We start from the raw sequence: 20719 nt of genomic DNA on the forward strand, positions 1-20719 counted from the left end.
TATGCTCCACCAATCTGGCCGCAGGCACCGACTACCGCGACCGCAGACGCCGCCAGCTTTTGGGCCGTCGGCCACCCAGTACGACCATGCGCACCTGTAGCGTCTGCGACCGGGAGTATCCCCGCGAGGAGCCCTGGCGATGTTCCTGTGGGGGACCACTCGACTACGCCACCCAGCCACTTCCCGACAGCCGGCCGGAGCAGTTCTCGCGGGCCAGCGGCGTCTGGGACTTCGCCGACTTCCTCCCGATGAGCGAGCGGGTCAGCTTAGGTGAGGGGTGGACGCCGCTGGTCGACGCGCCCGGGTGGGACGCCACGTTCAAACTGGAGTCGCTTCACCCGACGGGGAGTTTCAAGGACCGCGGCGCGGCGACGGTCATCGCCGAAGCCCTGGAGGTCGGGGCCGACCGCGTGCTCGAAGACTCCTCGGGCAACGCCGGGCTGGCAGTCGCGTCCTACGCGGCACGGGCGGGCCTGGACGCGGAGATATACGTCCCCGAGGGCGCGAAGGCGGCGAAGCGCCGCCGCATCGAGCGGACCGGAGCCGACGTCGTCGCGGTCGAGGGGAGTAGAGAGTCCGTAACGGCGGCCTGCGTCGACGCCGTGGAGAACGGGACTGGCTGGTACGCCAGCCACGCCTGGAACCCCGCCTTTTTCGCCGGGACGGCGACGGCCGCCTACGAGATCGCCGCCCAGCGGGACTGGACCGTCCCGGACGCCGTCGTCACGCCGCTGGGCCACGGGACGCTGTTTCTGGGCCTCTACCGCGGATTCAGAACACTACAGCGAGCCGGGTGGACGGACACTGTCCCACGCATACTGGGTGCGCAGGCGACCGGGTACAGTCCAATCGCTGACGGGGACGGCAGTTCGCCGGGTGACGCCAACGAACTCGCCGACGGCATCCACATCCGGGACCCACCGCGCCGACACCAGATCCGGCGGGCCATCGAGGAAACCGGTGGCGGCGCCGTCTCCGTCTCTGCGGCGGCGACGGAGCGGGAACGGGACCGGCTCGGGGCGTCAGGGTTTCACGTCGAGCCGACCTGTGCGACGGCGACAGCGGCGCTAACCCAGTTCAGAGAGCGAGGAGAAATCCAGGACGGTGACGACGTGGTGGTTGCGTTGACCGGTCGAAACGACTGAGCTACCGCATCAGCAGCGTCGAAACCGGAAAGTCGGCGTCGACGGAGAGCCACTGGTCTTCTACGTCCGTCGTTTCGACGTCCGGGGCGTAGCAGATGAGTCGCTCGCTGCCGTCGGGGCGGGAGCGCACCACGGCAGGCAGCGTCCCCTCGTCAGCGTCGGTCGCTGCCGTCACCTCGCTCGTCGACCGGGTATCGGAGTCCATGTCTCGGTTCACGACAGGTGTTATTATTGTTACCAGTCGATTATCGGGCGTAAGGACTACCGAACGTCGTCGAGAGAGACGAGATGGTCCGACGAGACGGCGAGCCACTTCGTCTCCAGTTCTGGACTCTCCAGGCCGGGTGGATGGACGATCGAACGCTGCCCGCCACCCGCAGCCGGCTCGTGTTCGATAGTCAGTAGCTTCTCGGCGACCCCGCCCTCTGTCGTCTTCTGCCGCTGAACGTCTGATCCCTCACTGCTCATGCCCGCATATAACGGGGTATCAATATTGTTATCCGTCGTTTAAATCGCCCGATATCCCGATATTACCGGAATGTTCGTGGCGCCTACCCATCGGTAATCCGTTCGAACCGGGCGGGTCGCCGGGCGACAAGTGCACAGGCGGTATCACTGTCTCAGACGGACGGATATTAGTTCAGATAGTGCCCTGGGGTCGACACATACCGGTACGTCGCGACACCGACCCGTATCAGCGGGACGGGTGGGTGGGCGCGTCGAACCCGCCGCGGACCAGCGGCTTCGCGATGTGGCGGCGAGCGACCGGTGGCACCTCGTACCACCCGTGTTCCAGGTCCCGCTCGACGGGGCGCTCGACCCTGCCGTCGGCGCTGGTCCCGCAGTCCCGACACCGATAGCCCTGGTTCCGACCCGCGGATTTCATCGACCGACCACAGTCCGGGCAGTCCGGCGTGACGGATTCCGTCCGAACGAGGTCCCGGACCGCGAACTTCTCCAGTTTGAGCGTGCCGTCGCTCACCTCGCCACAGACGGTAACCCTGTCGCCCGCCCTGAGCGAGCGGACCCGGTCGCGAAAGCCCTTCGTGGGCTCGAAGGCCGCACAGTCGAGAGTCGCGCCGTCGCCTCTGAGCGTGACGAACACGTGCCCGCCCTCCCGCGTTTCGGGGGCTTCGACCACGCTGCCGGTGACGCGGTAGGCGCTGTCGGCCGTGACCGCGTCGAGCGTCGCGTCCTGTAGATGGACGTCCGTCCCCTGGTTCGTCACGAACGTCGCCCGCCGAGCGACGGGTTCGCTGTCGATAGCATCGGCGACGGCGCGGCAGGCGGCGGGGTCGTCGCCGCGAATCCCGTAGAGGATCGGACACGGTGTCCGCGGCACACAGACCGGATAGCCAGACGCATCGTCGACGGTGTCCCACACGGCCGGGTAGTGCTCCTGGGCCGCGGCGCGGACGCTCTCAGCGTCGACTGACCGCTCGGTGCCCCACCGGCCACGCTCCCGGTAGGCGATGTGTTCGTACGTCCAGTCCGACAGCGCGGCCCAGGCGCCGACCGCCGCGAGCGCGCCGACCAGTCCGCGGCCGTTGCCCCGCTGACAGCGGGCGAACCCGACCACGTCGGCCAGCGTCGTCGCGGCCACTGGGTCCTGTATCGAGCGGATGGTCTCGCGGGCGAACGTTGCGACCTGCGGTGGAACGCTCTCGGGGTCGCAGTCCGCGACGATAGCGCCGGGGTTGGTTCGGGGGTCGTCGGTTTCGGCCATGTCGAGTGCGTCCTCGGCCAGTCCGAACGCCGTCTCGGCCGGAAGATCCGTATGCACCGCCAGTGCCGCGTTCCCGCGTGTCTTGTGTTTGACGGCGGGGTTCAGTCGAACGAGGAGCAGTCGCTCGACGGTCCCCCCGGCGTCCCGGATTGACTCGGCGAGGGCGGCGGCGGCGTAGGTCGTACACATTCCCCGCTCGCGCGAGTCCGTATCGTCGAGGCCGACGACAGTCACAGGCGTCTGTAGCTCCGTAGCGGTCAAACCCCTTTCGTCACGCCCGGCCTGAAGGTTCAACGGGCGGCGCAATGCATATAATGGGTGAACGGTCTATAATCAGTAGAGGTACAGAGTACTATGTCACGGTCGGCGCTGGTGGAAAACGTCATGGCGATGCTCGAAGACGCTGGCTTCCTCGTCAGCGACCGCTGTGCGATTCGGCCGAAGAGTTTCGACATCGCTGCCCGTCGCGGTGAGGACGTGTTGCTCCTGAAGATACTGGGCAACATCGACGCCTTCGACGCACAGACCGGCGGCGAGATGCGGCGACTTGGCACGTATCTGAACGCCACGCCGATTGTGGTCGGCCTTCGGACCCGCGACGAGGAGCTGAAACCCGGCGTCGTCTACTTCCGCCACGGCGTCCCGGTGCTGTCGCCCGACACCGCGATGGACCTGTTCGTCGAGGAGGTCCCGCCGCTCATCTACGCCGCTCCGGGCGGGCTCTACGTCAACATCGACTCGGAGATCCTGGCGGACGTCCGCGAGAACCGCGACTGGTCGCTGGGCCGCCTGGCGAAGGAACTCGGCGTCTCGCGGCGGACAGTCTCCAAATACGAGGACGGGATGGACGCCTCCGTCGAGGTGGCCGCCGAGCTCGAAGACCTGTTCGACGCGCCGCTGACCTCACCGGTGAGCGTGCTCGACGGCGCCGAGGAGGTCCGCGACGACGAGCCGACACCGGACGACCCGGACGTCGCGCCGGAGGACGAGCCAATCGTGACGGTGTTCACCCGCATCGGCTTCGAGGTCCACCCGACGGACCGCGCGCCGTTCAAGAGCGTCAACGAGAGCGAGGACCAACGCGAGCAGGTGCTGGCCGGCCACTCCGCGTTCACCGAGACGGCCGAGAAGCGAGCGCGAATCATGTCCTCGGTCGGCGAGGTGACCCGGACCCGGTCGGTGTACGTCGTCGACGAGCTCCGTCGCGAATCCGTCGACGGGACCGCGCTCATCTCGAAAGGCGAGATGGACGACATCCAGGACGCCGACGACCTGCGGGACCTGATTATGGAACGGGGCGAGGACCGCGAAGAGGTCGCCTGAGCGGTCGCTGGTCGTCGTCAGTCACGAACGAAAACGGTCGCAGAGTCGGGTCTACTGCCCGTACGTCTCTTCGAGATATTCGACGATGTCGTCGGACTCCGGCATCCCGTCGACGCCGTGGTCCTTGTCGACGAGGACCGGAACACCGGTCTGGCCCGAGACCTCCTTCACTTCGGTCCGGTCGCCGTGGGACCGCGGGACCATGTGTGACTCGTAGTCGAGGCCGAGCTCGTCGAGCTTCTTGATTACCTTCGCGCAGTACGGACAGCCCTCGAGTTCGTAGAGTTCCAGAGTAGCCATTGCACCCCCGCGTAAGCGGGCCACCGTCAAGAACACATCGGTGGTGTGTCCCGGTCGCGCAGCGTCGCGACGACGTGACAGGCCCTAGGCGTCGATGTCGTCGGGCGCGTCAGCGAGCAGGTCCGACGCGGTCACGAGCGACGAGAGTTCGAGGCCGTGTTCGGCGAGGTTCTCGCTGGCTCCTTCCTCGCGGTCGACGACGACGAGCACGCGGTTGACGACGGCGCCGGCCTCACGAAGGGCCTCGGCGGCGTCGACCGCGCTCTGGCCGGTCGTCGCGATGTCTTCGAGGATGATGACCTCCTCGTCGTCGGTCAGAGTCCCCTCGATGCGGTTGCCCGTGCCGTACTCCTTGGCTTGCTTGCGGGCGATGACGTAGGGGATGCCCGTCTCGACGCTCGTGACCGCGACCAGCGGGACCGCACCGAGGGCGACGCCGGCGAGGGTCGCCTCCGTGTCCCACTCGGCGATGCGCTCTGCGAAGGCCCCGGCGATGAGGTCCAGACAGGCGGGGTTGGTCTCGAAGACGTACTTGTCGACGTAGTAGTTCGACGTGCCGCCGTGGGAGAGCTCGAACTCCCCGAATTTGACGGCGTCAGCGTCCCGCAGCGCCGCGATGAGGTCGTCGTTTGCCATACGCTGACTGGACGGTCACGGGGCTAATGGCTGTTGGATTCAGACAGCGACATTCCTAAGCCGCTTGCACTCAGACACTCGCTTGAATGCAAGTGTTCGGGTCGAGCGGCGTCCGGGGTGTCGCGGGCGATGAGCTGACACCGCGGTACGTCCTGCGGGTTGCACAGGCCGCCGGGGACGTCTGGCGTGACGACCACGACCGCGTGGCCATCGCCCGGGACACGCGAACGACCGGGCGGACGTTCACCAACGCCGCGACCAGCGGGCTGACGGGGGTCAGCTTCGACATCGACCGCCTCGGCGTCGTCCCGACGCCGGGGCTGCAGGCCTACTGCGAGCGCAAGGGGGTCCCGGGCGTGATGATTACCGCGAGCCACAATCCGGCCGCGTACAACGGGGTGAAACTCATCGGTCCGGACGGCGTCGAACTGACACGAGACACGCTCGACCACATCGAACAGTCGCTCCGGGACGACACCCCCACCTACGCGGACTGGGAGACCGTCGGGTCCGACACCGCCATCGACAGCGCTCGCCGTCGCTACCGCGAACAGGTGCTTACCGCCGTCGACCGCGACCGCATCGCCGACGCCGACCTCACTATCGTCGTCGACCCCGGCCACGGCGCGGGGTCGCTGACCAGTCCCGACTTGTTCCGCGACCTCGGCTGTGAAGTCCACACCGTCAACACCCAGCCCGACGGCCACTTCCCCGGCCGCGACCCCGAACCCGTCGCCGAGAACCTCGAAGACCTGCGGACGTTCGTCCGGGCGACCGACGCCGACCTCGGGTTCGCCCACGACGGCGACGCCGACCGCGCGATGTTCGTCGACGAGACCGGGACACACATCGAAGGCGACGCCGCGCTGGCCGCGCTCGCGGCGGCGGAGATTGACGCCGGCGACGGCGTCGTCTCGGCGGTCAACGCCTCCCAGCGGCTGGTCGACGTGGTCGAGGACGCCGGCGCGACCCTCTCGCTTACCCCGATCGGCTCGACATACATCGTCAGCCGCATCCGCAGACTGCAAGACGAGGGTACACACGTCGCGATTGCCGGCGAAGGCAACGGCGGCATCCTCTTCCCCGACTACCGGATTTCCAGGGACGGCGCGTTCACCGCCGCGAAGTTCCTCGAACTCGTCGCCGAGCGGCCCGCAAGCGAGGTCGCTGGCGCCTACGACGACTACTACAACGTCCGGCGGAACCTCGAGTACGAGACCGAAGACGAGCGCGAGGCGATGCTCGAAGGCATCGAGGCCCATGCCACCGACGCGACGGCCGACCTCGACACGACGGACGGCTACCGCCTCGACTACGGCGACGGCTGGGTGCTGGCCCGTCCGTCCGGAACGGAGCCCGTCGTCCGCGTCTACGCCGAAGCGCGCACGCTCGACCGGGCCGAGGAACTCGCGGAGACGATGGTGGGCCGAGCGACCCAGCAAACGAGCCTCTACAGCGACGAATAAGTTGCCAGCGCGTCGTCGATAGCCGCTCTCGCCTCCCGAGCGGTCGACAGTTCCTGCTCGACAGCACCGCTGGCCAGCCGTTCGCGCTCCCGCTCTGTGAGTTCCGAGCGAGCGACGGCGCTCTCCCGGAGCCGCTCGTAGTCGTCCCGGTCCGCGAGGGCACGCACGTCCCGCAGTGCCGCGACGACGGACTCGTCGGCAAAGCGGGCGACGACCGAGCGGTACGCCCGGCAGTACCACGGCAGGGCGTCGGCCGACGGCGGCGGCCAGTCGACCCGAACCGGCTCGGCGTCGAGCCGCCGGAGATACGTCTGCCGGGTGGCGACGGCGCTTCGCAGCGCCGCGGCGTCGTCGACGTAGTGGTCCAGCTTCGAGGCGGAGTAGTCAGCGTACTCGAGCAGCGTCGGAATCGGCTCCCGCCCGGCGTCGTGCTCGCGGACGTACGTCAGCAGTTCCGCGGGCGGGGACCGGAACTCGACCAGCGGGTACGCGTCCGCCCGCTCGAGGACCGCTAGCGCGTCTCTGGCCGGCGTGTTGCGCCGGAACTCGGTGAACGCCTCGGTGACGGCGTCGTTGTAGCGTTCGATTGGCTCACGGAGATGCTCGACCGGCGCGTCGAGGTCGGCGTCGCCGAGCCGCTGGAGGCGTTCCAGCTCGTCGATGCGGTCGCTCAGCTGGTCGCGTCGACGGCCGGCGTCGGTCCGGGCTTTCTTGTACTGCTCGCGTGCGTCGTCGAGTTCGTCGAGCCGCCCGACGAGGTCGCCGATGGGCGACAGCATCTCCCGGGCCTCCTCGAAGTCGCCCTCGGTGAGCCGTCGCTGCTGGAGGAAATCGTCGATTTCTTCGAACGTATCGCGCTCGGGCAGGTCCTCGGGGAGGTCGTCGGTCAGCGTCCCGACCCGGCCCTGGAACTCCATGAACGCCTCGAAGTCGCCGCCGCCGGTCGCTCGGCCGTCGTAGCTCTCGAGCAGGCTCCACAGTTCGCTGTAGACGTCACGGCAGTCACGCAACGGGTCCGCACCGATTTCCTCGACGCGTTCCTGTGCCCGGTCGTACGCCTCGGCGGCCTGTTCGAGGCGCTGTACGGCATCGGGGGTTCCGCTGCTACTCTCGGTATCGGGTTGCGCCATCAGTACACGTCGTCGGGGTCAAACACTTGCTCACCGACCGTCTCGCCGTCGACGGTCCGGTGGAAACAGGACTCGTAGCCGGTGTGGCAGGCCCCGCCGGTCTGGTCGACGACGTACAGCAAGGCGTCGCCGTCGCAGTCGACCCGTACCTCCTCGACGGCCTGCGTGTGGCCGCTCGTCCCGCCTTTGTGCCAGAGTTCGTCGCGGCTCCGCGAGTAGTAGTGGGCCTCGCCCGTCTCGCGGGTCTTCCGAAGCGCTTCCTCGGTGACGTAGGCGAGCATGAGCACCTCGCCGGTGTCCGCGTCCTGGGCGACAGCGGGGATGTACTCCTGCTCGTCGAACGCGAGGTCGACGTCGGTCATACTCGGGCGGAGGCGTGTCCGAAAAATAGGTCTTCTGCTAGGTCAGGCCAGCCCGACCGTCTGCAACAGCGAGAACAGCACGTCGCCGTAGGTGAGCGAGACGACCAGCCCGGCGAACATCGGGACGAGGAAGGGAATCCCGGGCGAGATCCACACCTCGTCCTGTTCGACGAGGACGTCCAGCCCGTCACGGAGCTGGGCCGGTGACGTGCCGTAGGCGGAGTGGTCGATGTCGTCCAGGAACCGCTCGGCACCCCACGGGTCGTCGATAGTGTCGGGCGCGTCGGGCGCGTCGGTTTCGGCGTCGTAGTCCGTCGGGCCGCCCACGTCTCCGGCCACCCTATCGCCGCCGTCGGTCGCCAGTGAACCGTCGCCGGGGTCGTTCGGGACCGCCGGGAGGGAGGTCGGACGCCGATGGCGGTCGGGGTCGGCCCGGACGTCGGCGAGCGAGCAGCCGCGCCAGCGCAGATACATCCGGAGGGCATCGAGGTCGAGGCCGCCGCGGTCGAACCCGTCGGGCGATTCGAGCAGTCGGCCGTACTCGTCGATGACGGACGCGGCGGGAACGGGCCGCCCGATGAACATCGCCAGCGAGAAGCGGCCCCGGGCGAGGTTGCCGGCGGCGACGGCCAGCGGATAGACGACGCCGGCGAGGACGGTGTTCGAGAGCACCGTCAGCGAGAAGACGCCGATAGCGGTCTGCTGGAGCGGGAAGGCGGCGGTCGGCAGGTAGTACACCGGATAGACGGGAAAGAGGACGGCGACGAGCATGAACGCCTTCGCGTCGGCCCCGCCGAACCCGCCGATGAGCCAGAAGCCGTACGACAGCGGGACGACGAAGCCGAGACTGATCGCGACCCTGATGAGAAACAGCCGCTGACCGACCGCGGTCGGGCCAGTCCACACAGTGTAGGCGTCCCACAGCAGAAGTACGACCGCCAGCACGGCCAGCGGGGTCCAGGTCCGGTTGGGCACCCGTCGGGTCTTCACGTCGCGGTAGGCCGCCCATCCGAACACCGGGACGGCCACCAGCCGAAGCAGGTCCGGTATCGACCCAAGCACGGCTACACGCAACACAGCGGAGCCCCTAATGGTTCCGATACGACGGCTGTCTGATGCAGTTGCTACCGGGAGAAGAAAGCGTGGTTCGCTGCAGGGGCCGCGTTATATGACGCGGTTCTGCAGGTAGTCGAGATGCTTGGCGTTGTAGACGATCTTGACCTCGTCGGCGTCCGGACTGCCGATGCAGGTCAGGCGAACGTTCTTGTCTTCGACTTCCTCGTCGCTGAGGATCTGCTGCATGTCCATGTCGATGTCGCCTTCGAGAACGATGGCAGCACAGTTCGCACAGGCCCCGGCGCGACACGAGAAGGGCCAGTCATAGCCCTGTGCCTCGGCGGCCTCCAGGATGTACTCGCCTTCGTTCACCTCGAGGGAGCCGTAGTCCTCGTCAGAGAGGTCCTGGTCGGACGCCTCTGCGAAGACGTCATCGTCGTACATGTCCCAGCCGTTATCATCCACTACTTCGTAATTAAGGTACTCTACCGTGGGCATCACCTGAAAGGTTCGAACCCCGGCCTGTTAGACTTTGCCCTTCGGAGTTTCATCGTGAGAAATAATGAGGGACAACGCGGCGATTCGTCGGAGAATCGGCGGGACACCCATCGGGATGACCGCCGTTCAGAAGATCGGCAGGAACCGGAACACCAGATACGCTGCGAGCGTCGCGATCGAGGGGACGATGTTCTGGAGGAAGATCACCCGAGCGGTGGTTCCGGGTTCGAACAGGTCCGACGCAGACGGGATGTCCTCCCGCGATTCCTCGCCGATGGGCTCGGTCTCGGCCGGCTTCGGCGTCCCCTTCTTGCCGCCGACGGTCGGGGCCTCCGCGGCCTCCGCATCGGTAGTCAGCGCGCCGACGGAGGCGACGGGCGCCTCACCGTGGACGGTATCGGAGAGGCTCGTCGTTCGCGTCGCGCGACCCCACCCGAGCCCGACGATGCTCATCGTGGCGATGATCACGAAACTCGCCGGGATACCCAGCGCGGAGAGGAAAGTGACGATGGTAGAGGCGACTGCCGCGACGACGATGGCGGCGACCAGCGGGAGGTCGGTCAGGTCGTTACCGACCGTGTCCATCGTCCGGCGGGCGATGGTGAACGCACCGAGGCCGATAGCGCCGCCGCCGAGCAGGATAGCCGGGTACAGGTCCAGTGAGCCGTTGCCCACGAGGGGGGCGACGGCGTTGGCGACGTTCGATGCGCCCGCCGAGAAGCCCATGTAACACCCGATACCGATGACGACGACGGTGCCGACGAACTCCCGCTGTGTCGTGTTGTCGCCGAGTACAGGCCGTGGAATCGCACCGGAGCGGTCGAAATCGAGCAACGCCCCTTCGCTCTGGGAGACCGCGAACCACTCGACGAGGCGCGGGTAGAAGTACCGGCCGATGACGCCGCTGACCCAGAAGGCGATGATGGGCGAGACGAGCCACCAGGAGACGATTTCGAGCATCAGGGCGGCGTTCAGCGTCCCGCGAGCGAGGCCGAGACCGGCGATCGCCCCGACGGCCGTCATCGACGTCGACGCCGGCACGCCGACCACGTTCGAGAGAAACAGCGCGACGCCGATGAAAAACAGGACGACGATGCTGATCAGCGGCGAGAACTGCGTCGCGACGAGGTCACTACCCAGGCTCTCGACGACGGCCGGGCCCACGAGGAGCCCGCCGGCCATCGCGAATACCGTCATCAGGGCCGCTGCCGAGAGCTTCGAAAGCGTGTTCGACCCGACTGCAGGCCCGAACGCGACACCCGTTGAAGACCCCCCGATGTTGAACCCGACGAAGATAGCCACCAGAACACCGAGGGCGAAGAGAACTTCAACCATACAGGTGCCAGTTCCTCACCGGGTTAAAACGTACCGAACAGGTGCTCGACCGGCGGCGGCAACCGCTACGGCGACCGCTCGTCCGAGTCACCGTCGTCGGTGTCGGCCTCGCCGCCCTCCGAAACGAGGTGCTCGTCGTCGGCCGGCACCGTCTCCTCGACTTCTGCCGCGGTCTCCTCGACCTCGCTCGCCGTCTCCTTTGCCGCTTCGACCTCATCGGTGACCGACTCGGCGGTCCGTTTCGCGTCGCTGGTCTTGTCTTTGACCTCGGTCGTCTTGTCTTTCACTTCGGTCGTCTTGTCTTTCGCTTCCGTCGCCTTGTCCTTGACCTCGGTCGTCTTGTCTTTGACTTCTGTCGTCTTGTCCTTGACCTCGGTGACCTTCTCGGCCGCGTCCGCGTCGCCGGTCTGGGTCGCGGTCTGTTCGACCTCCTCGGCAGTCTGTTCGACCTCGTCGACGGTCTGTTCGACCTCGTCGGCCGTCTGCTCGACCTCGTCTGCGGTTTTCTCGACGTCGTCTGCAGTTCTCTCGACGTCCTCGGCGGCCTCGTCGACCGTTTCCGCGGCGTCCTCGACCGAATCGGCGGTCGTCTCCAGTTCCTCGGCGGTCGTCTCCAGTTGCTCGGCGGCCTCTTCCAGTTCAGCGGCCTTCGTGGCGACGTCCTCGTTGGTCCGTTCGAGGACGTTCGCGAGGACCAGGAACTGCAGGAGGCCGACGACGACGAACGCCGAGATGGCGACGCTCGCAGCAGTCGCGAGCACCGACGCCGCCCCGGCACCCAGCGGCAGGACACCGAACGCGGTCAGTCCCCAGGCCAGGGCCAGGGCGACGGCGACGACCAGCACGACCTGCTCGAACAGCCGGTACTCGCGCTCGTACCGCCCGAACATGATTGCCTCGAGCCGACGGGCGAGCGGTGTGAGGACGAGTGTTGCAGTAACCATAGCGGACCTTTCCCATCACGGCGTAAAAGGATGGGGGTACACCGGAGCCAGTCAGTCGTCCGGGCACAGCGGACCGACACGCTTTCGACGGCCGCCGCCGGACCACCGGCCATGTTCCCCGAGTTCGAGGTCGTGCCCGCGGTCGACATGCAGGACGGACAGGTGGTCCAACTGGTCGGCGGCGAGCGCGGCACCGAGAAGACCTACGGCGACCCTGTCGAGGCCGCACAGCGGTGGGTCGACGCCGGTGCGCGGACGCTCCATCTCGTCGACCTCGACGGCGCGTTCGAGGGCGAGCGACAGAACGCGGCGGCCATCGACGCCGTCCTCGACGCGGTGGGAGCCGACGTGGACGTGCAACTGGGCGGCGGCATCCGGACCGCCGAGGACGCCGTCTCGCTGCTGGACCGCGGGCTGGACCGCGTCATCCTCGGTACGGCGGCCGTCGAGAACCCCGACATCGTCGGCGAAATCAGTGAGGACCACCCCGGCAGTGTACTGGTGAGCCTCGACGCGAAGGACGGCGAGGTCGTGGTGTCGGGCTGGACCGAAGGGACCGGCCTGGACCCAGCCGAGGCCGCCGAGCGGTACGCCGACCTCGGGGCCGGCGGCATCCTGTTTACCGACGTCGACGTGGAGGGGCAACTGGAGGGGGTCCGGACAGAGCCGGTCCGCCGGCTGGTCGACAGCGTCGACATCCCGGTCATCGCAAGCGGTGGCGTCGCGACTATCGACGACGTGCTGGCGCTCCGGTCGGCCGGGGCCGCCGCCGTCGTCGTCGGCAGCGCCCTCTACGAGGGACAGTTCACGCTCGACGCGGCGATTGCCGCGCTCGGCGAGTCCGCGGAGTAGCCAGCCCGGCTGAACCCATAACCGTATGGCGCCCACAGGACACGTATGGACCGAAACGAGGTGCGTCGCGCGTGGGACAGCGTCTCCGAGACCTACGCCGAGCGGCGCGACCCGACCGGGTCTGACGCGGCCCTGCTCGATGACCTGCTCGAACGGCTCCCCGAAGCGCCGACAGTTCTCGACGTGGGCTGTGGCGACGGCGCGCGGACGCTGGCGAACCTCCCGCCGGACAGCGTCGGCCTCGACTTCTCGCGTGCGGGGCTGGACCTCGCCGCAGAGACGGTACCGGGGAGCCGACTGGTTCAGGGCGACATGACAGCACTCCCGATCACGATCGACAGCGTGGACGCAGTCACGGCCTATCACGCCGTCTTTCACGTCCCGCGGGACCAGCATCCGGCCGTCTACCGGGAGTTCGCCCGCGTGCTCCGACCCGGCGGCGTCGTGTTGATGACGCTACCGGGCGGGCAGTTCGAGACCGTCCGTCGGGGCTGGATGGGCGGGTCGATGTTCTTCTCGGCACCGGGGCGGCGGGCGACCCTGGACCAGCTGGCCGACGCCGGCTTCACCGAGACGGAGACGGTCACTGCGACAGACCCCCTCGGAAGCGACAGCGAGTTCGTCTTCGCCACGCTCGGCGGCGATTAGCGGCCGCCTACTCTCCCAGGTCGTCGGCAGTGCTGACGTGCATCCCGACGAACTGCCACTCGCGCGCCCCGCCGGTGGCTTCGAGGGTCCCGCTCCAGCGCGTGTCGTACTCGTGGCGGACCGTGCCCTCGGTGTCGGTCCAGCACAGTTCCATGTCGTCGCTGAACCACGCGTAGCCCTCGCGTTCTGTCACCCGGAGCGCACGGCTCTCGACGGTCCAGTCCCTCGTCGTCTCGGTCTGCTCCCGCAGGCCGGCCCTGACGGCGTCAGTCCCGACCAGCCGTTCAGAGATGCCGAACTTGACGACCGAGCGGTCCGCGTCGTCGGCGAAGAACGGGCCAAGCGGGTCACCGGCCCGGAGCGCCGCGTAGTAGGCTTCGATGGTCTCGCTGGCGTTCATACCTGGTCCTACGACCTGCAGTCCCTTCACTGGCTCCGCTCGGCGGCCGCGAACACGCGCCCCCGACCCGCAATCCTTACGCCGCGGACGGCCACACGGACGTGTATGACAGAGGCGACGGGAATCGTCGGGGAGTTTCTCTCGCTCAAGGAGGGGACCGACGCGGACCTGCTGGCGATGCAGTGTGGCGACTTCTACGAATTTTTCGCCGAGGACGCCGAGATCGTCGCCGACGAACTCGACCTGAAGGTGAGCCAGAAGTCTTCCCACGGCTCGTCGTACCCGATGGCGGGGGTCCCGGTCGACGACCTGACGCCGTACGTCTCCGCGCTGGTCGAGCGGGGCTACCGGGTCGCCATCGCCGACCAGCACGAGACCGAGGACGGCCACGCCCGCGAGATAACGCGGGTCGTCACGCCCGGGACGCACTTAGAGACCGGCGACGAGTCGGCGCAGTACCTCGCCGCGGTCGTTCGGGAGGCCGGCCGGGACGGCGGCGACACCTACGGCATCGCCGCGACGGACGTGACCACGGGCCAGTTCCAGGTCACGCAACTGGACGACGCCGACGCGGGCGAGGCGCTGACGGAACTGTACACGTTCGCGCCCGCAGAGATACTTCCCGGCCCGGAACTGCGGAACGACGACGAGTTCCTGAACCGGTTGCGCGAGCGGACCGATGCGGCGCTGACGCTGCACGATTCGGCGTCGTTCGAACCGGGGCGAGCGAGCCACACCGTCCGCGAACAGTTCGGCGGCGAAGCGGTCGACAGCGTCGGTGTCGGCGAGCAAGGCGTGGCGCTGCGGGCCGCCGGCGCGGTGCTGTCCTACGTCGAGGACACCGGCGTCGGCACGCTGGCGGCGGTCACGCGCCTGCAGGCGTACGGCGAGCGCGACCACGTCGATCTGGACGCGACGACCCAGCGGAACCTCGAACTCACCGAGACGATGCAGGGCGACAGTTCGGGGTCGCTGTTCGACACCATCGACCACACCGTCACGGCCGCCGGCGGGCGACTGCTCCAGCGGTGGCTCCAGCGACCCCGGCGAAACCGGGCCGAACTCGAGCGGCGGCAGTCCTGCGTGGCGGCGCTTTCCGAGGCGGCGATGGCCCGCGAGCGGGTTCGGGAGACGCTGTCGGACGCCTACGACCTCGAACGGCTGGCCGCCCGGGCCACGTCGGGGAGCGCCGACGCGCGGGACCTGCGGGCGGTTCGGGAGACGCTTTCGTTGCTGGGCCGTGTCGCCGACGCCGTTACCGAGACCGAACGGCTGGCCGAGTCGCCGCTTGCGGATGCGCTTGCGGGAGCCGACCGCGAGGCGGCCGACACGCTGGCAGCGGAACTCGATAGCGCACTGGTCGCGGACCCGCCGGGGACGGTCCGACAGGGCGGCCTGTTCAAGCGGGGGTACGACGACGACCTCGACGAGATAATCGGCGAGCACGAGGCCGCCCTGGAGTGGCTGGAGACGCTGCCCGACCGCGAGAAGGAACGGACCGGTATCACCCACCTCTCGGTCGACCGGAACAAGACCGACGGCTACTACATCCAGGTCGGCAAGAGCGAGACCGACACCGTCCCCGAGGAGTACAGGCACGTCAAGACGCTGAAGAACTCGAAGCGATACACCACCCCGGAACTCGACGAGAAGGAGCGGGACGTGTTACGCCTGGAGGAACGGCGCCACGACATGGAGTACGAGCGCTTCCAGGCACTCCGGGAGCGCGTGGCCGAGCGCGCGACGCTGCTACAGGACGTGGGCCGGACGCTGGCTGAACTGGACGCGGTCGCGTCGCTGGCGGTCCACGCCGTCGAGAACGACTGGACCCGGCCGGCGGTCGTCGAGGGCAACGAACTGTCAATCGAGGCCGGCCGCCACCCGGTGGTCGAACAGACCACGGAGTTCGTCCCGAACGACCTCTACATGGGCGACGACCGGCAGTTCCTCATCGTCACCGGCCCGAACATGAGCGGGAAGTCGACGTACATGCGCCAGGCCGCGCTCATCACGCTGCTCGCCCAGGCCGGGAGTTTCGTGCCGGCGCGGTCGGCGACGGTCGGGACGGTGGACGGCATCTTCACCCGCGTCGGCGCGCTGGACGAACTGGCACAGGGCCGCTCAACCTTTATGGTGGAGATGCAGGAGCTGTCGAATATCCTCCACTCGGCCACCGAGGAATCACTCGTGATACTGGACGAGGTCGGCCGCGGGACGGCCACCTTCGACGGCATCTCCATCGCCTGGGCCGCGACGGAGTACATCGTCAACGCCATCCAGTCGAAGACGCTGTTTGCGACCCACTACCACGAACTGACGGCGCTGGGCGAGGAACTGCCGACCGTCGAGAACGTCCACGTCGCGGTCGACGGCGAGCCCCGCTCCGCGGGCAGCGACGGCGACGTGACGTTCCTCCGCACGGTCCGGGACGGCCCGACCGACCGCTCCTACGGCGTCCACGTCGCCGACCTGGCCGGCGTCCCCGAGCCGGTCGTCGACCGCTCACAGGAGGTGCTCGACCGCCTGCGCGACGACAAGGCCATCGAGATTCGGGGCAGCGAAGGCGACGACGGCGGGACGACGCAGGCCGTCTTCGACCTGGAGTCGGGGCAGTTCAGGGGCGGCAACGCCGGGTCGGCTGGTGCGCAAGTAGCGACCGACGGCAACCCCGAACACGCGACCGGAGAGTCCGAAGCCGAGAGCGCGACAGACGAGGCGGCCGCGTCGCTCGATCCGGAGACTGAGGCCGTGCTCTCGGAGCTGACGGAACTGGACGTCAACGAGACGCCGCCGGTCGAGCTGATGGCGAAAGTACAGGAGTGGCAGGCCGAACTGGACGAGGAGTAGCGACTGTCGCCCGATTCTCAATAGAGATACTCAAGCCCTAAAAGGTATACGCGAGTTGTCACTGCTAGGAGGCAATGACCGACCGGATCCGCGTTCTCCACGTCGACGACGATCCGGCTGTCGTCGATGCGGCCACAGGCGCTCTCGAACAGGAGCACTGCGGAATCACGGTCGAGACAGCGGCCACCGTCGCCGATGGACTCGAGCGACTCGACGAGGGTGCGTTCGATTGCGTCGTCGCCGGCTACGACCTGCCCGAGCGGACCGGCGTCGAGTTCCTCGACGCGGTCCGCAAGCGAGCGCCGGACTTACCGTTCGTCCTGTTTACCAGCGAGGGCAGCGAGGCAGCCGCCAGCGACGCGATTTCGGCCGGTGTCACCGAGTATCTCCGGGTCGACGGCGGCGCCGACCCGTACGCACGACTCGCACACAGCGTGGTCGATGCTGTCGAACGGACAGTCGACAGGACTGAACGCTCACACGACACACGGCGCGAGCGCGCTATCGAGGAGCTACACACGACCGCCAGAGCGTTCATGCGGGCCAGGACCGAAGACGCGATAGCCCGGATCACGGTGAACGCGGCCCGAACCATCCTCAACATGCCGGCCAACGCGGTCCACCTCGCCGAAGACGACGGCCTGTCTCCCGTCGCCTGGACCGAGCGGGTCGAGGAGCTCGTCGGCAAGCCGCCGGTGTTCGCGCCCGGAGACGGCCTCGCGTGGCAGGCCTTCGAAACAGGCGAGACGCAGGTCCACGGCGAGGTCACATCGAACCCGGACCGGTACAACCCGGAGACGGACATCCGCAGCGAGATCCTCCTTCCGCTCGGGGACCACGGCGTCCTCCTCATCGGCTCCTCCGAACGCAGTGCGTTCGACGACACGGACGTCACGCTCGCACGGACGCTCTCGGTGCATGCGACAGCGGCGCTCGACCGCCTCGACCGTGACCGCCAGCTCCGCGAGGAACGCGAGTTCACCGACCAGGCGCTGGACACGCTCGACGACCTGTTCTACGTCGTCGGACCGGACGGTGACCTCCGGCGGTGGAACAGACGCGTCCCCGAAGTCACGGGGCACAGCGACGCCGACATCGACGACATGGCCGTCAGTGAGTTCTTCCCCGCCGACGAGCGCGAGACGATCCACGAAGCGGTGACCCAGGCGGTCACACAGGGACAGACGACCGTCGAAGCCGAGATCCGGACCGCCGACGGAGAGCGCGTCCCCTACGAGTTCACCGGCACCCGGCTGACCGACGCCGACGGAGGAGTAGCCGGAGTCGTCGGTATCGGACGAGATATCTCCCGGCGCAGGGCGTACGAACAGCGGCTGGAACGCCAGAACGAGCGCCTCGACGAGTTCACAAGCATCGTCAGCCACGACCTCCGGAACCCGCTGACCGTCGCGGAGGGGCATCTAGAGCTGGCCAGGGCCGAGTGTGACAGCGACGCACTCGAGAAGGTGTCGCGTGCCCACGGGCGGATGCGGGCGCTGATAGACGACCTCTTGACCTTCGCACGCGCCGGCGAAACTGCCATCGACCTCGAGCCCGTCGCGCTCGGGGACATCGTCGGTGAGTGCTGGCAGACCGTCGAGGCGGACCGAGCCACGCTCGTCGTCGAGGGCGACCGGCAGGTGCGGGCTGACCCGGCGAAACTCCGACGGCTGCTGGAGAACCTCCTTCGGAACAGTGTGGAACACGGCTCCGCGGGCAGTCAGGCGCCGGACGACGACACTGACCACAGTGGCGAGACCGCAACGGTGAGCGTCGGTGTCGTCGAGGACGCGGACCGACACGGCTTCTACGTCGCGGACGACGGGCCGGGCATCCCGCCGGACGACCGCGAGCGGGTGTTCGAAGGCGGGTACTCGACCAGCGAGGACGGGACCGGGTTCGGGCTCAAAATCGTCCAGCGCATCGCCGAGGCCCACGGGTGGACGGTCACGGCGACCGAGAGCGAGGCCGGCGGCGCGCGGTTCGAGGTGACGGGTCTCGAACCTGCCTGAGCAGTGCTCCGGTCAGAGTAGTGCAGGGCTGTGGAAGACCACGAAGAGGGAACGACGTGGAGAGCGGGACGACGGCGACACCGACGGCGAAGTGTGACTGGCCTTTTGGGTCTGAAGCCCTCACTGTGAGTAATGTCATCCCAGCGGCCCCACCGGCGGGGCTCGCGGACCGCCGAGCAGCCGACGTCGACGAGGGACGGAGCGACGCCCGCACTCGCCGTCGAGGGGTTGTCAAAGCAGTTCGGTAGCGGCGCGGACGCGGTGACGGCCGTCGACGACGTGTCGTTCCGCATCGAGCAGGGCACGGTCGTCGGTCTGCTGGGGCCCAACGGTGCGGGCAAGACGACGACGATAAAGTCGATTCTCGGGCTGGTGTTGCCAGATTCGGGGCGCGTTCGGGTCCAGGGCATCGACATGAGCGAGCACCCGCGGGCGGCCTACCGCCACGTCGACGGGATGCTCGAGGGAGCGCGAAACGACTACTGGCGGCTGACCGTCCGTGAGAACCTGCGCTACTTCTCGACTATCAAGGGCGTCCGGCCCGATGCCGTCGCCGACCGCCACGAGCGGCTGCTGGCGAAACTGGACCTCCTGGAGAAGGCCGACGAGCCGGTCCGGGACCTCTCCCGCGGCATGAAACAGAAGGTGTCGCTGGCGAGCGTGCTGGCAAGCGAGTCCGACCTGGTGTTCCTCGACGAGCCGACGCTGGGGCTCGACGTGGAGAGTTCGCTGACGCTTCGACGGGAGCTGCGCCGCATCGTCGACGAGCGCGACCTCACGGCCGTCGTCAGCAGCCACGACATGGACGTCATCGAGGACGTCTGTGACCGGGTCATCATCATGAACGAGGGGGAGATTATCGCCGACGACAGCGTCTCGGCCGTGCTCGACCAGTTCACCGCGACCGCGTTCGCCGTCACCAGCCCCGACATCACCGACGATTTGCTGGGGACCATCCGGGAGCGCTTCGAGGTGGTCGACGTGACGAGCGTCGAGCGGGGCCGGCGCGTCGAGGTGGCGACCGACAGCGACGGGTTCTACCGCCTGCTGTCTCTGTGTCGTGACCACGACGTGACACTGACCGGCGTCGGCACGGTCGAACCGGGCCTGGAGGACGTGTTCGTCGAAATCACGGGCCGGGAACGATGAGGGAGACGGAGACGGGACGATGACTACGAGCGCCGACACGCCAGCGGACGCCAGTGACGGCGCCGAGACTCCGTCTATCGACGCTGCCATGCGAGCGGGCTATCTCGACCTCGCGCGGGCTGTGTTGTACCGCGAGTACCTCATCTTCGTCCGCTATCCGGCCAACGCCGTCGGCGGGGTCGTCATCTCGGTGTTCTTCTTCGGACTGCTGTTCTACGGCGGCCGGATGCTCGCCGGGCGAGCGATAACCGACTCCATCGAGGGTATCATCGTCGGCTACTTCCTGTGGTCGCTCTCAGTCGGGGCGTACCAGTCTATCTCGAGCGACATCGGCAGCGAGGCCCAGTGGGGGACGCTCGAACGGCACGTCATGACGCCGTTTGGCTTCGCGCCGGTGGCGTTCTGCAAGGGCGTCGCGAAAGTCGTCCGGACGTTCATCACCTCGACGGTGGTGCTGGCAGTGATGCTGGTGATAACCGGGACGACGCTCCAGTTGAACGTCCTCACCGTCGTCGTCGTCGCGTCGCTGACCATCGCCTCGGTGCTGGGCCTGGGGTTCGCCGCGGGCGGTGTCGCGGTGCTGTACAAGCGCATCGGGAACTGGCTCAATCTGCTCCAGTTCGGGTTCATCGTCCTCATCTCCGCGCCCGTGTTCGAACTCGGCTGGACGCGGGTCCTGCCGCTGGCCCACGGGAGCGCACTGTTACAGCGGGCGATGGTCGACGGGACCCGGCTCTGGCAGTTCTCCGCCCTCGACCTGGGGCTCCTCGTGGGTGTTGCTGTCGGCTACGTGCTGCTTGGCTATGTCGTGTTCCAGTACACGACCCGGCGGGCCAGACGCCTCGGCGTGCTCGGCGACTACTGACCGGGGCGGACAGGAGGTTTTACCT

The 20719-nt window shown here is 67.8% G+C and carries 21 protein-coding genes; 9 read left to right on the forward strand and 12 right to left on the reverse strand.

Annotated features, from left to right (window positions below; all coding sequences use genetic code 11):
- The first annotated feature begins 86 nt into the window (after positions 1-86).
- Positions 87-1145: a pyridoxal-phosphate dependent enzyme gene (locus KZ498_RS03040; RefSeq protein ID WP_312616706.1), complete on the forward strand. Its 1059-nt coding sequence runs from the start codon at positions 87-89 to the stop codon at positions 1143-1145.
- Between the two features lies 1 nt (position 1146).
- On the opposite strand, the gene KZ498_RS03045 is transcribed toward KZ498_RS03040, so the two are convergent.
- The 3 genes from KZ498_RS03045 to KZ498_RS03055 all read right to left on the reverse strand — a co-directional run bounded on the left by KZ498_RS03045 (position 1147) and on the right by KZ498_RS03055 (position 3105).
- Positions 1147-1350 (reverse strand): hypothetical protein, encoded by a 204-nt coding sequence (locus KZ498_RS03045; RefSeq protein WP_312616708.1) that lies wholly within the window; start codon positions 1348-1350, stop codon positions 1147-1149.
- Between the two features lie 56 nt (positions 1351-1406).
- Positions 1407-1613, reverse strand: coding sequence for a hypothetical protein (locus KZ498_RS03050; protein WP_312616710.1), 207 nt, complete (start codon positions 1611-1613; stop codon positions 1407-1409).
- Between the two features lie 226 nt (positions 1614-1839).
- Positions 1840-3105, reverse strand: a complete 1266-nt coding sequence (locus tag KZ498_RS03055; protein ID WP_312616711.1) for a tRNA(Ile)(2)-agmatinylcytidine synthase — start codon at positions 3103-3105, stop codon at positions 1840-1842.
- A gap of 120 nt (positions 3106-3225) precedes the next feature.
- Between KZ498_RS03055 and KZ498_RS03060 the strand changes: the two genes are divergently transcribed.
- Entirely contained in the window at positions 3226-4194 is a 969-nt protein-coding gene (locus KZ498_RS03060; protein ID WP_312616712.1) for a transcriptional regulator, read from the forward strand.
- Between the two features lie 51 nt (positions 4195-4245).
- On the opposite strand, the gene KZ498_RS03065 is transcribed toward KZ498_RS03060, so the two are convergent.
- Positions 4246-4494 carry a glutathione S-transferase N-terminal domain-containing protein gene (locus KZ498_RS03065; RefSeq protein WP_312616713.1) on the reverse strand — a complete coding sequence of 83 codons (249 nt, stop codon included), beginning with the start codon at positions 4492-4494 and terminating at the stop codon, positions 4246-4248.
- An 84-nt stretch (positions 4495-4578) separates the two neighbouring features.
- Positions 4579-5130, reverse strand: a complete 552-nt coding sequence (gene pyrE / locus KZ498_RS03070) for an orotate phosphoribosyltransferase (RefSeq protein ID WP_312616714.1) — start codon at positions 5128-5130, stop codon at positions 4579-4581.
- A gap of 86 nt (positions 5131-5216) precedes the next feature.
- Between pyrE and glmM the strand changes: the two genes are divergently transcribed.
- A complete protein-coding gene (glmM, locus tag KZ498_RS03075; protein ID WP_312616715.1) occupies positions 5217-6596 on the forward strand; it encodes a phosphoglucosamine mutase in 1380 nt (459 codons plus the stop codon).
- Here glmM and KZ498_RS03080 read toward each other — a convergent pair.
- From KZ498_RS03080 to KZ498_RS03105, 6 genes are all read right to left on the reverse strand, one after another.
- Positions 6581-7726: a hypothetical protein gene (locus KZ498_RS03080; RefSeq protein ID WP_312616716.1), complete on the reverse strand. Its 1146-nt coding sequence runs from the start codon at positions 7724-7726 to the stop codon at positions 6581-6583. The two genes, glmM and KZ498_RS03080, sit on opposite strands and share 16 nt — an antisense overlap.
- On the reverse strand, positions 7726-8088 hold the full coding sequence (gene hisI, locus KZ498_RS03085) for a phosphoribosyl-AMP cyclohydrolase (protein ID WP_312616717.1): 363 nt from the start codon (positions 8086-8088) through the stop codon (positions 7726-7728). Before hisI ends, KZ498_RS03080 begins: the two co-directional genes overlap by 1 nt.
- A gap of 42 nt (positions 8089-8130) precedes the next feature.
- On the reverse strand, positions 8131-9150 hold the full coding sequence (locus KZ498_RS03090) for an A24 family peptidase C-terminal domain-containing protein (RefSeq protein ID WP_312616718.1): 1020 nt from the start codon (positions 9148-9150) through the stop codon (positions 8131-8133).
- Positions 9151-9252: 102 nt separating this feature from the next.
- On the reverse strand, positions 9253-9642 hold the full coding sequence (gene fer1 / locus KZ498_RS03095; RefSeq protein WP_312616719.1) for a ferredoxin Fer1: 390 nt from the start codon (positions 9640-9642) through the stop codon (positions 9253-9255).
- Between the two features lie 126 nt (positions 9643-9768).
- Positions 9769-10977, reverse strand: a complete 1209-nt coding sequence (locus tag KZ498_RS03100; protein WP_312616722.1) for an inorganic phosphate transporter — start codon at positions 10975-10977, stop codon at positions 9769-9771.
- Between the two features lie 65 nt (positions 10978-11042).
- Complete coding sequence (locus tag KZ498_RS03105) at positions 11043-11921, reverse strand: hypothetical protein (RefSeq protein WP_312616724.1); 879 nt, start codon at positions 11919-11921, stop codon at positions 11043-11045.
- A gap of 111 nt (positions 11922-12032) precedes the next feature.
- On the opposite strand from KZ498_RS03105, the gene hisA reads away from it, so the two are divergent.
- Entirely contained in the window at positions 12033-12773 is a 741-nt protein-coding gene (hisA, locus tag KZ498_RS03110) for a 1-(5-phosphoribosyl)-5-[(5-phosphoribosylamino)methylideneamino]imidazole-4-carboxamide isomerase (protein WP_312617344.1), read from the forward strand.
- Between the two features lie 45 nt (positions 12774-12818).
- Entirely contained in the window at positions 12819-13421 is a 603-nt protein-coding gene (locus KZ498_RS03115; RefSeq protein WP_312616726.1) for a methyltransferase domain-containing protein, read from the forward strand.
- A 7-nt stretch (positions 13422-13428) separates the two neighbouring features.
- Here the strand turns inward: KZ498_RS03115 and KZ498_RS03120 are convergent, their stop codons facing one another.
- Positions 13429-13821: a nuclear transport factor 2 family protein gene (locus KZ498_RS03120; protein WP_312616727.1), complete on the reverse strand. Its 393-nt coding sequence runs from the start codon at positions 13819-13821 to the stop codon at positions 13429-13431.
- A gap of 105 nt (positions 13822-13926) precedes the next feature.
- Here KZ498_RS03120 and mutS point away from each other — a divergent pair, with 105 nt between their 5' ends.
- From mutS to KZ498_RS03140, 4 genes are all read left to right on the forward strand, one after another.
- A complete protein-coding gene (mutS, locus tag KZ498_RS03125) occupies positions 13927-16668 on the forward strand; it encodes a DNA mismatch repair protein MutS (protein WP_312616729.1) in 2742 nt (913 codons plus the stop codon).
- Between the two features lie 74 nt (positions 16669-16742).
- Positions 16743-18680 carry an ATP-binding protein gene (locus KZ498_RS03130; protein ID WP_312616731.1) on the forward strand — a complete coding sequence of 646 codons (1938 nt, stop codon included), beginning with the start codon at positions 16743-16745 and terminating at the stop codon, positions 18678-18680.
- 132 nt (positions 18681-18812) lie between these two features.
- The gene (locus tag KZ498_RS03135) at positions 18813-19829 is read left to right on the forward strand and encodes an ABC transporter ATP-binding protein (protein WP_312616733.1); all 1017 of its coding nucleotides are present in this window, start codon (positions 18813-18815) and stop codon (positions 19827-19829) included.
- A gap of 19 nt (positions 19830-19848) precedes the next feature.
- Positions 19849-20694 carry an ABC transporter permease gene (locus tag KZ498_RS03140; protein ID WP_312616735.1) on the forward strand — a complete coding sequence of 282 codons (846 nt, stop codon included), beginning with the start codon at positions 19849-19851 and terminating at the stop codon, positions 20692-20694.
- The last annotated feature ends 25 nt before the right edge of the window (positions 20695-20719 follow it).

It is taken from the genome of Haloarcula sp. 1CSR25-25 (assembly GCF_032027985.1).
Classification (GTDB): Archaea; Halobacteriota; Halobacteria; order Halobacteriales; family Haloarculaceae; genus Haloarcula.

Bases quoted from the DNA above. Each gene is read 5' to 3' on its own strand.
- KZ498_RS03040 (WP_312616706.1), top strand. From the start codon at position 87: ATGCGCACCTGTAGCGTCTGCGACCGGGAGTATCCCCGCGAGGAGCCC.
- KZ498_RS03045 (WP_312616708.1), bottom strand. From the start codon at position 1,350: ATGGACTCCGATACCCGGTCGACGAGCGAGGTGACGGCAGCGACCGAC.
- KZ498_RS03050 (WP_312616710.1), bottom strand. From the start codon at position 1,613: ATGAGCAGTGAGGGATCAGACGTTCAGCGGCAGAAGACGACAGAGGGC.
- KZ498_RS03060 (WP_312616712.1), top strand. From the start codon at position 3,226: ATGTCACGGTCGGCGCTGGTGGAAAACGTCATGGCGATGCTCGAAGAC.
- KZ498_RS03065 (WP_312616713.1), bottom strand. From the start codon at position 4,494: ATGGCTACTCTGGAACTCTACGAACTCGAGGGCTGTCCGTACTGCGCG.
- pyrE (WP_312616714.1), bottom strand. From the start codon at position 5,130: ATGGCAAACGACGACCTCATCGCGGCGCTGCGGGACGCTGACGCCGTC.
- glmM (WP_312616715.1), top strand. From the start codon at position 5,217: ATGCAAGTGTTCGGGTCGAGCGGCGTCCGGGGTGTCGCGGGCGATGAG.
- KZ498_RS03080 (WP_312616716.1), bottom strand. From the start codon at position 7,726: ATGGCGCAACCCGATACCGAGAGTAGCAGCGGAACCCCCGATGCCGTA.
- hisI (WP_312616717.1), bottom strand. From the start codon at position 8,088: ATGACCGACGTCGACCTCGCGTTCGACGAGCAGGAGTACATCCCCGCT.
- fer1 (WP_312616719.1), bottom strand. From the start codon at position 9,642: ATGCCCACGGTAGAGTACCTTAATTACGAAGTAGTGGATGATAACGGC.
- KZ498_RS03100 (WP_312616722.1), bottom strand. From the start codon at position 10,977: ATGGTTGAAGTTCTCTTCGCCCTCGGTGTTCTGGTGGCTATCTTCGTC.
- KZ498_RS03105 (WP_312616724.1), bottom strand. From the start codon at position 11,921: ATGGTTACTGCAACACTCGTCCTCACACCGCTCGCCCGTCGGCTCGAG.
- hisA (WP_312617344.1), top strand. From the start codon at position 12,033: ATGTTCCCCGAGTTCGAGGTCGTGCCCGCGGTCGACATGCAGGACGGA.
- KZ498_RS03115 (WP_312616726.1), top strand. From the start codon at position 12,819: ATGGACCGAAACGAGGTGCGTCGCGCGTGGGACAGCGTCTCCGAGACC.
- KZ498_RS03120 (WP_312616727.1), bottom strand. From the start codon at position 13,821: ATGAACGCCAGCGAGACCATCGAAGCCTACTACGCGGCGCTCCGGGCC.
- mutS (WP_312616729.1), top strand. From the start codon at position 13,927: ATGACAGAGGCGACGGGAATCGTCGGGGAGTTTCTCTCGCTCAAGGAG.
- KZ498_RS03130 (WP_312616731.1), top strand. From the start codon at position 16,743: ATGACCGACCGGATCCGCGTTCTCCACGTCGACGACGATCCGGCTGTC.
- KZ498_RS03135 (WP_312616733.1), top strand. From the start codon at position 18,813: ATGTCATCCCAGCGGCCCCACCGGCGGGGCTCGCGGACCGCCGAGCAG.
- KZ498_RS03140 (WP_312616735.1), top strand. From the start codon at position 19,849: ATGACTACGAGCGCCGACACGCCAGCGGACGCCAGTGACGGCGCCGAG.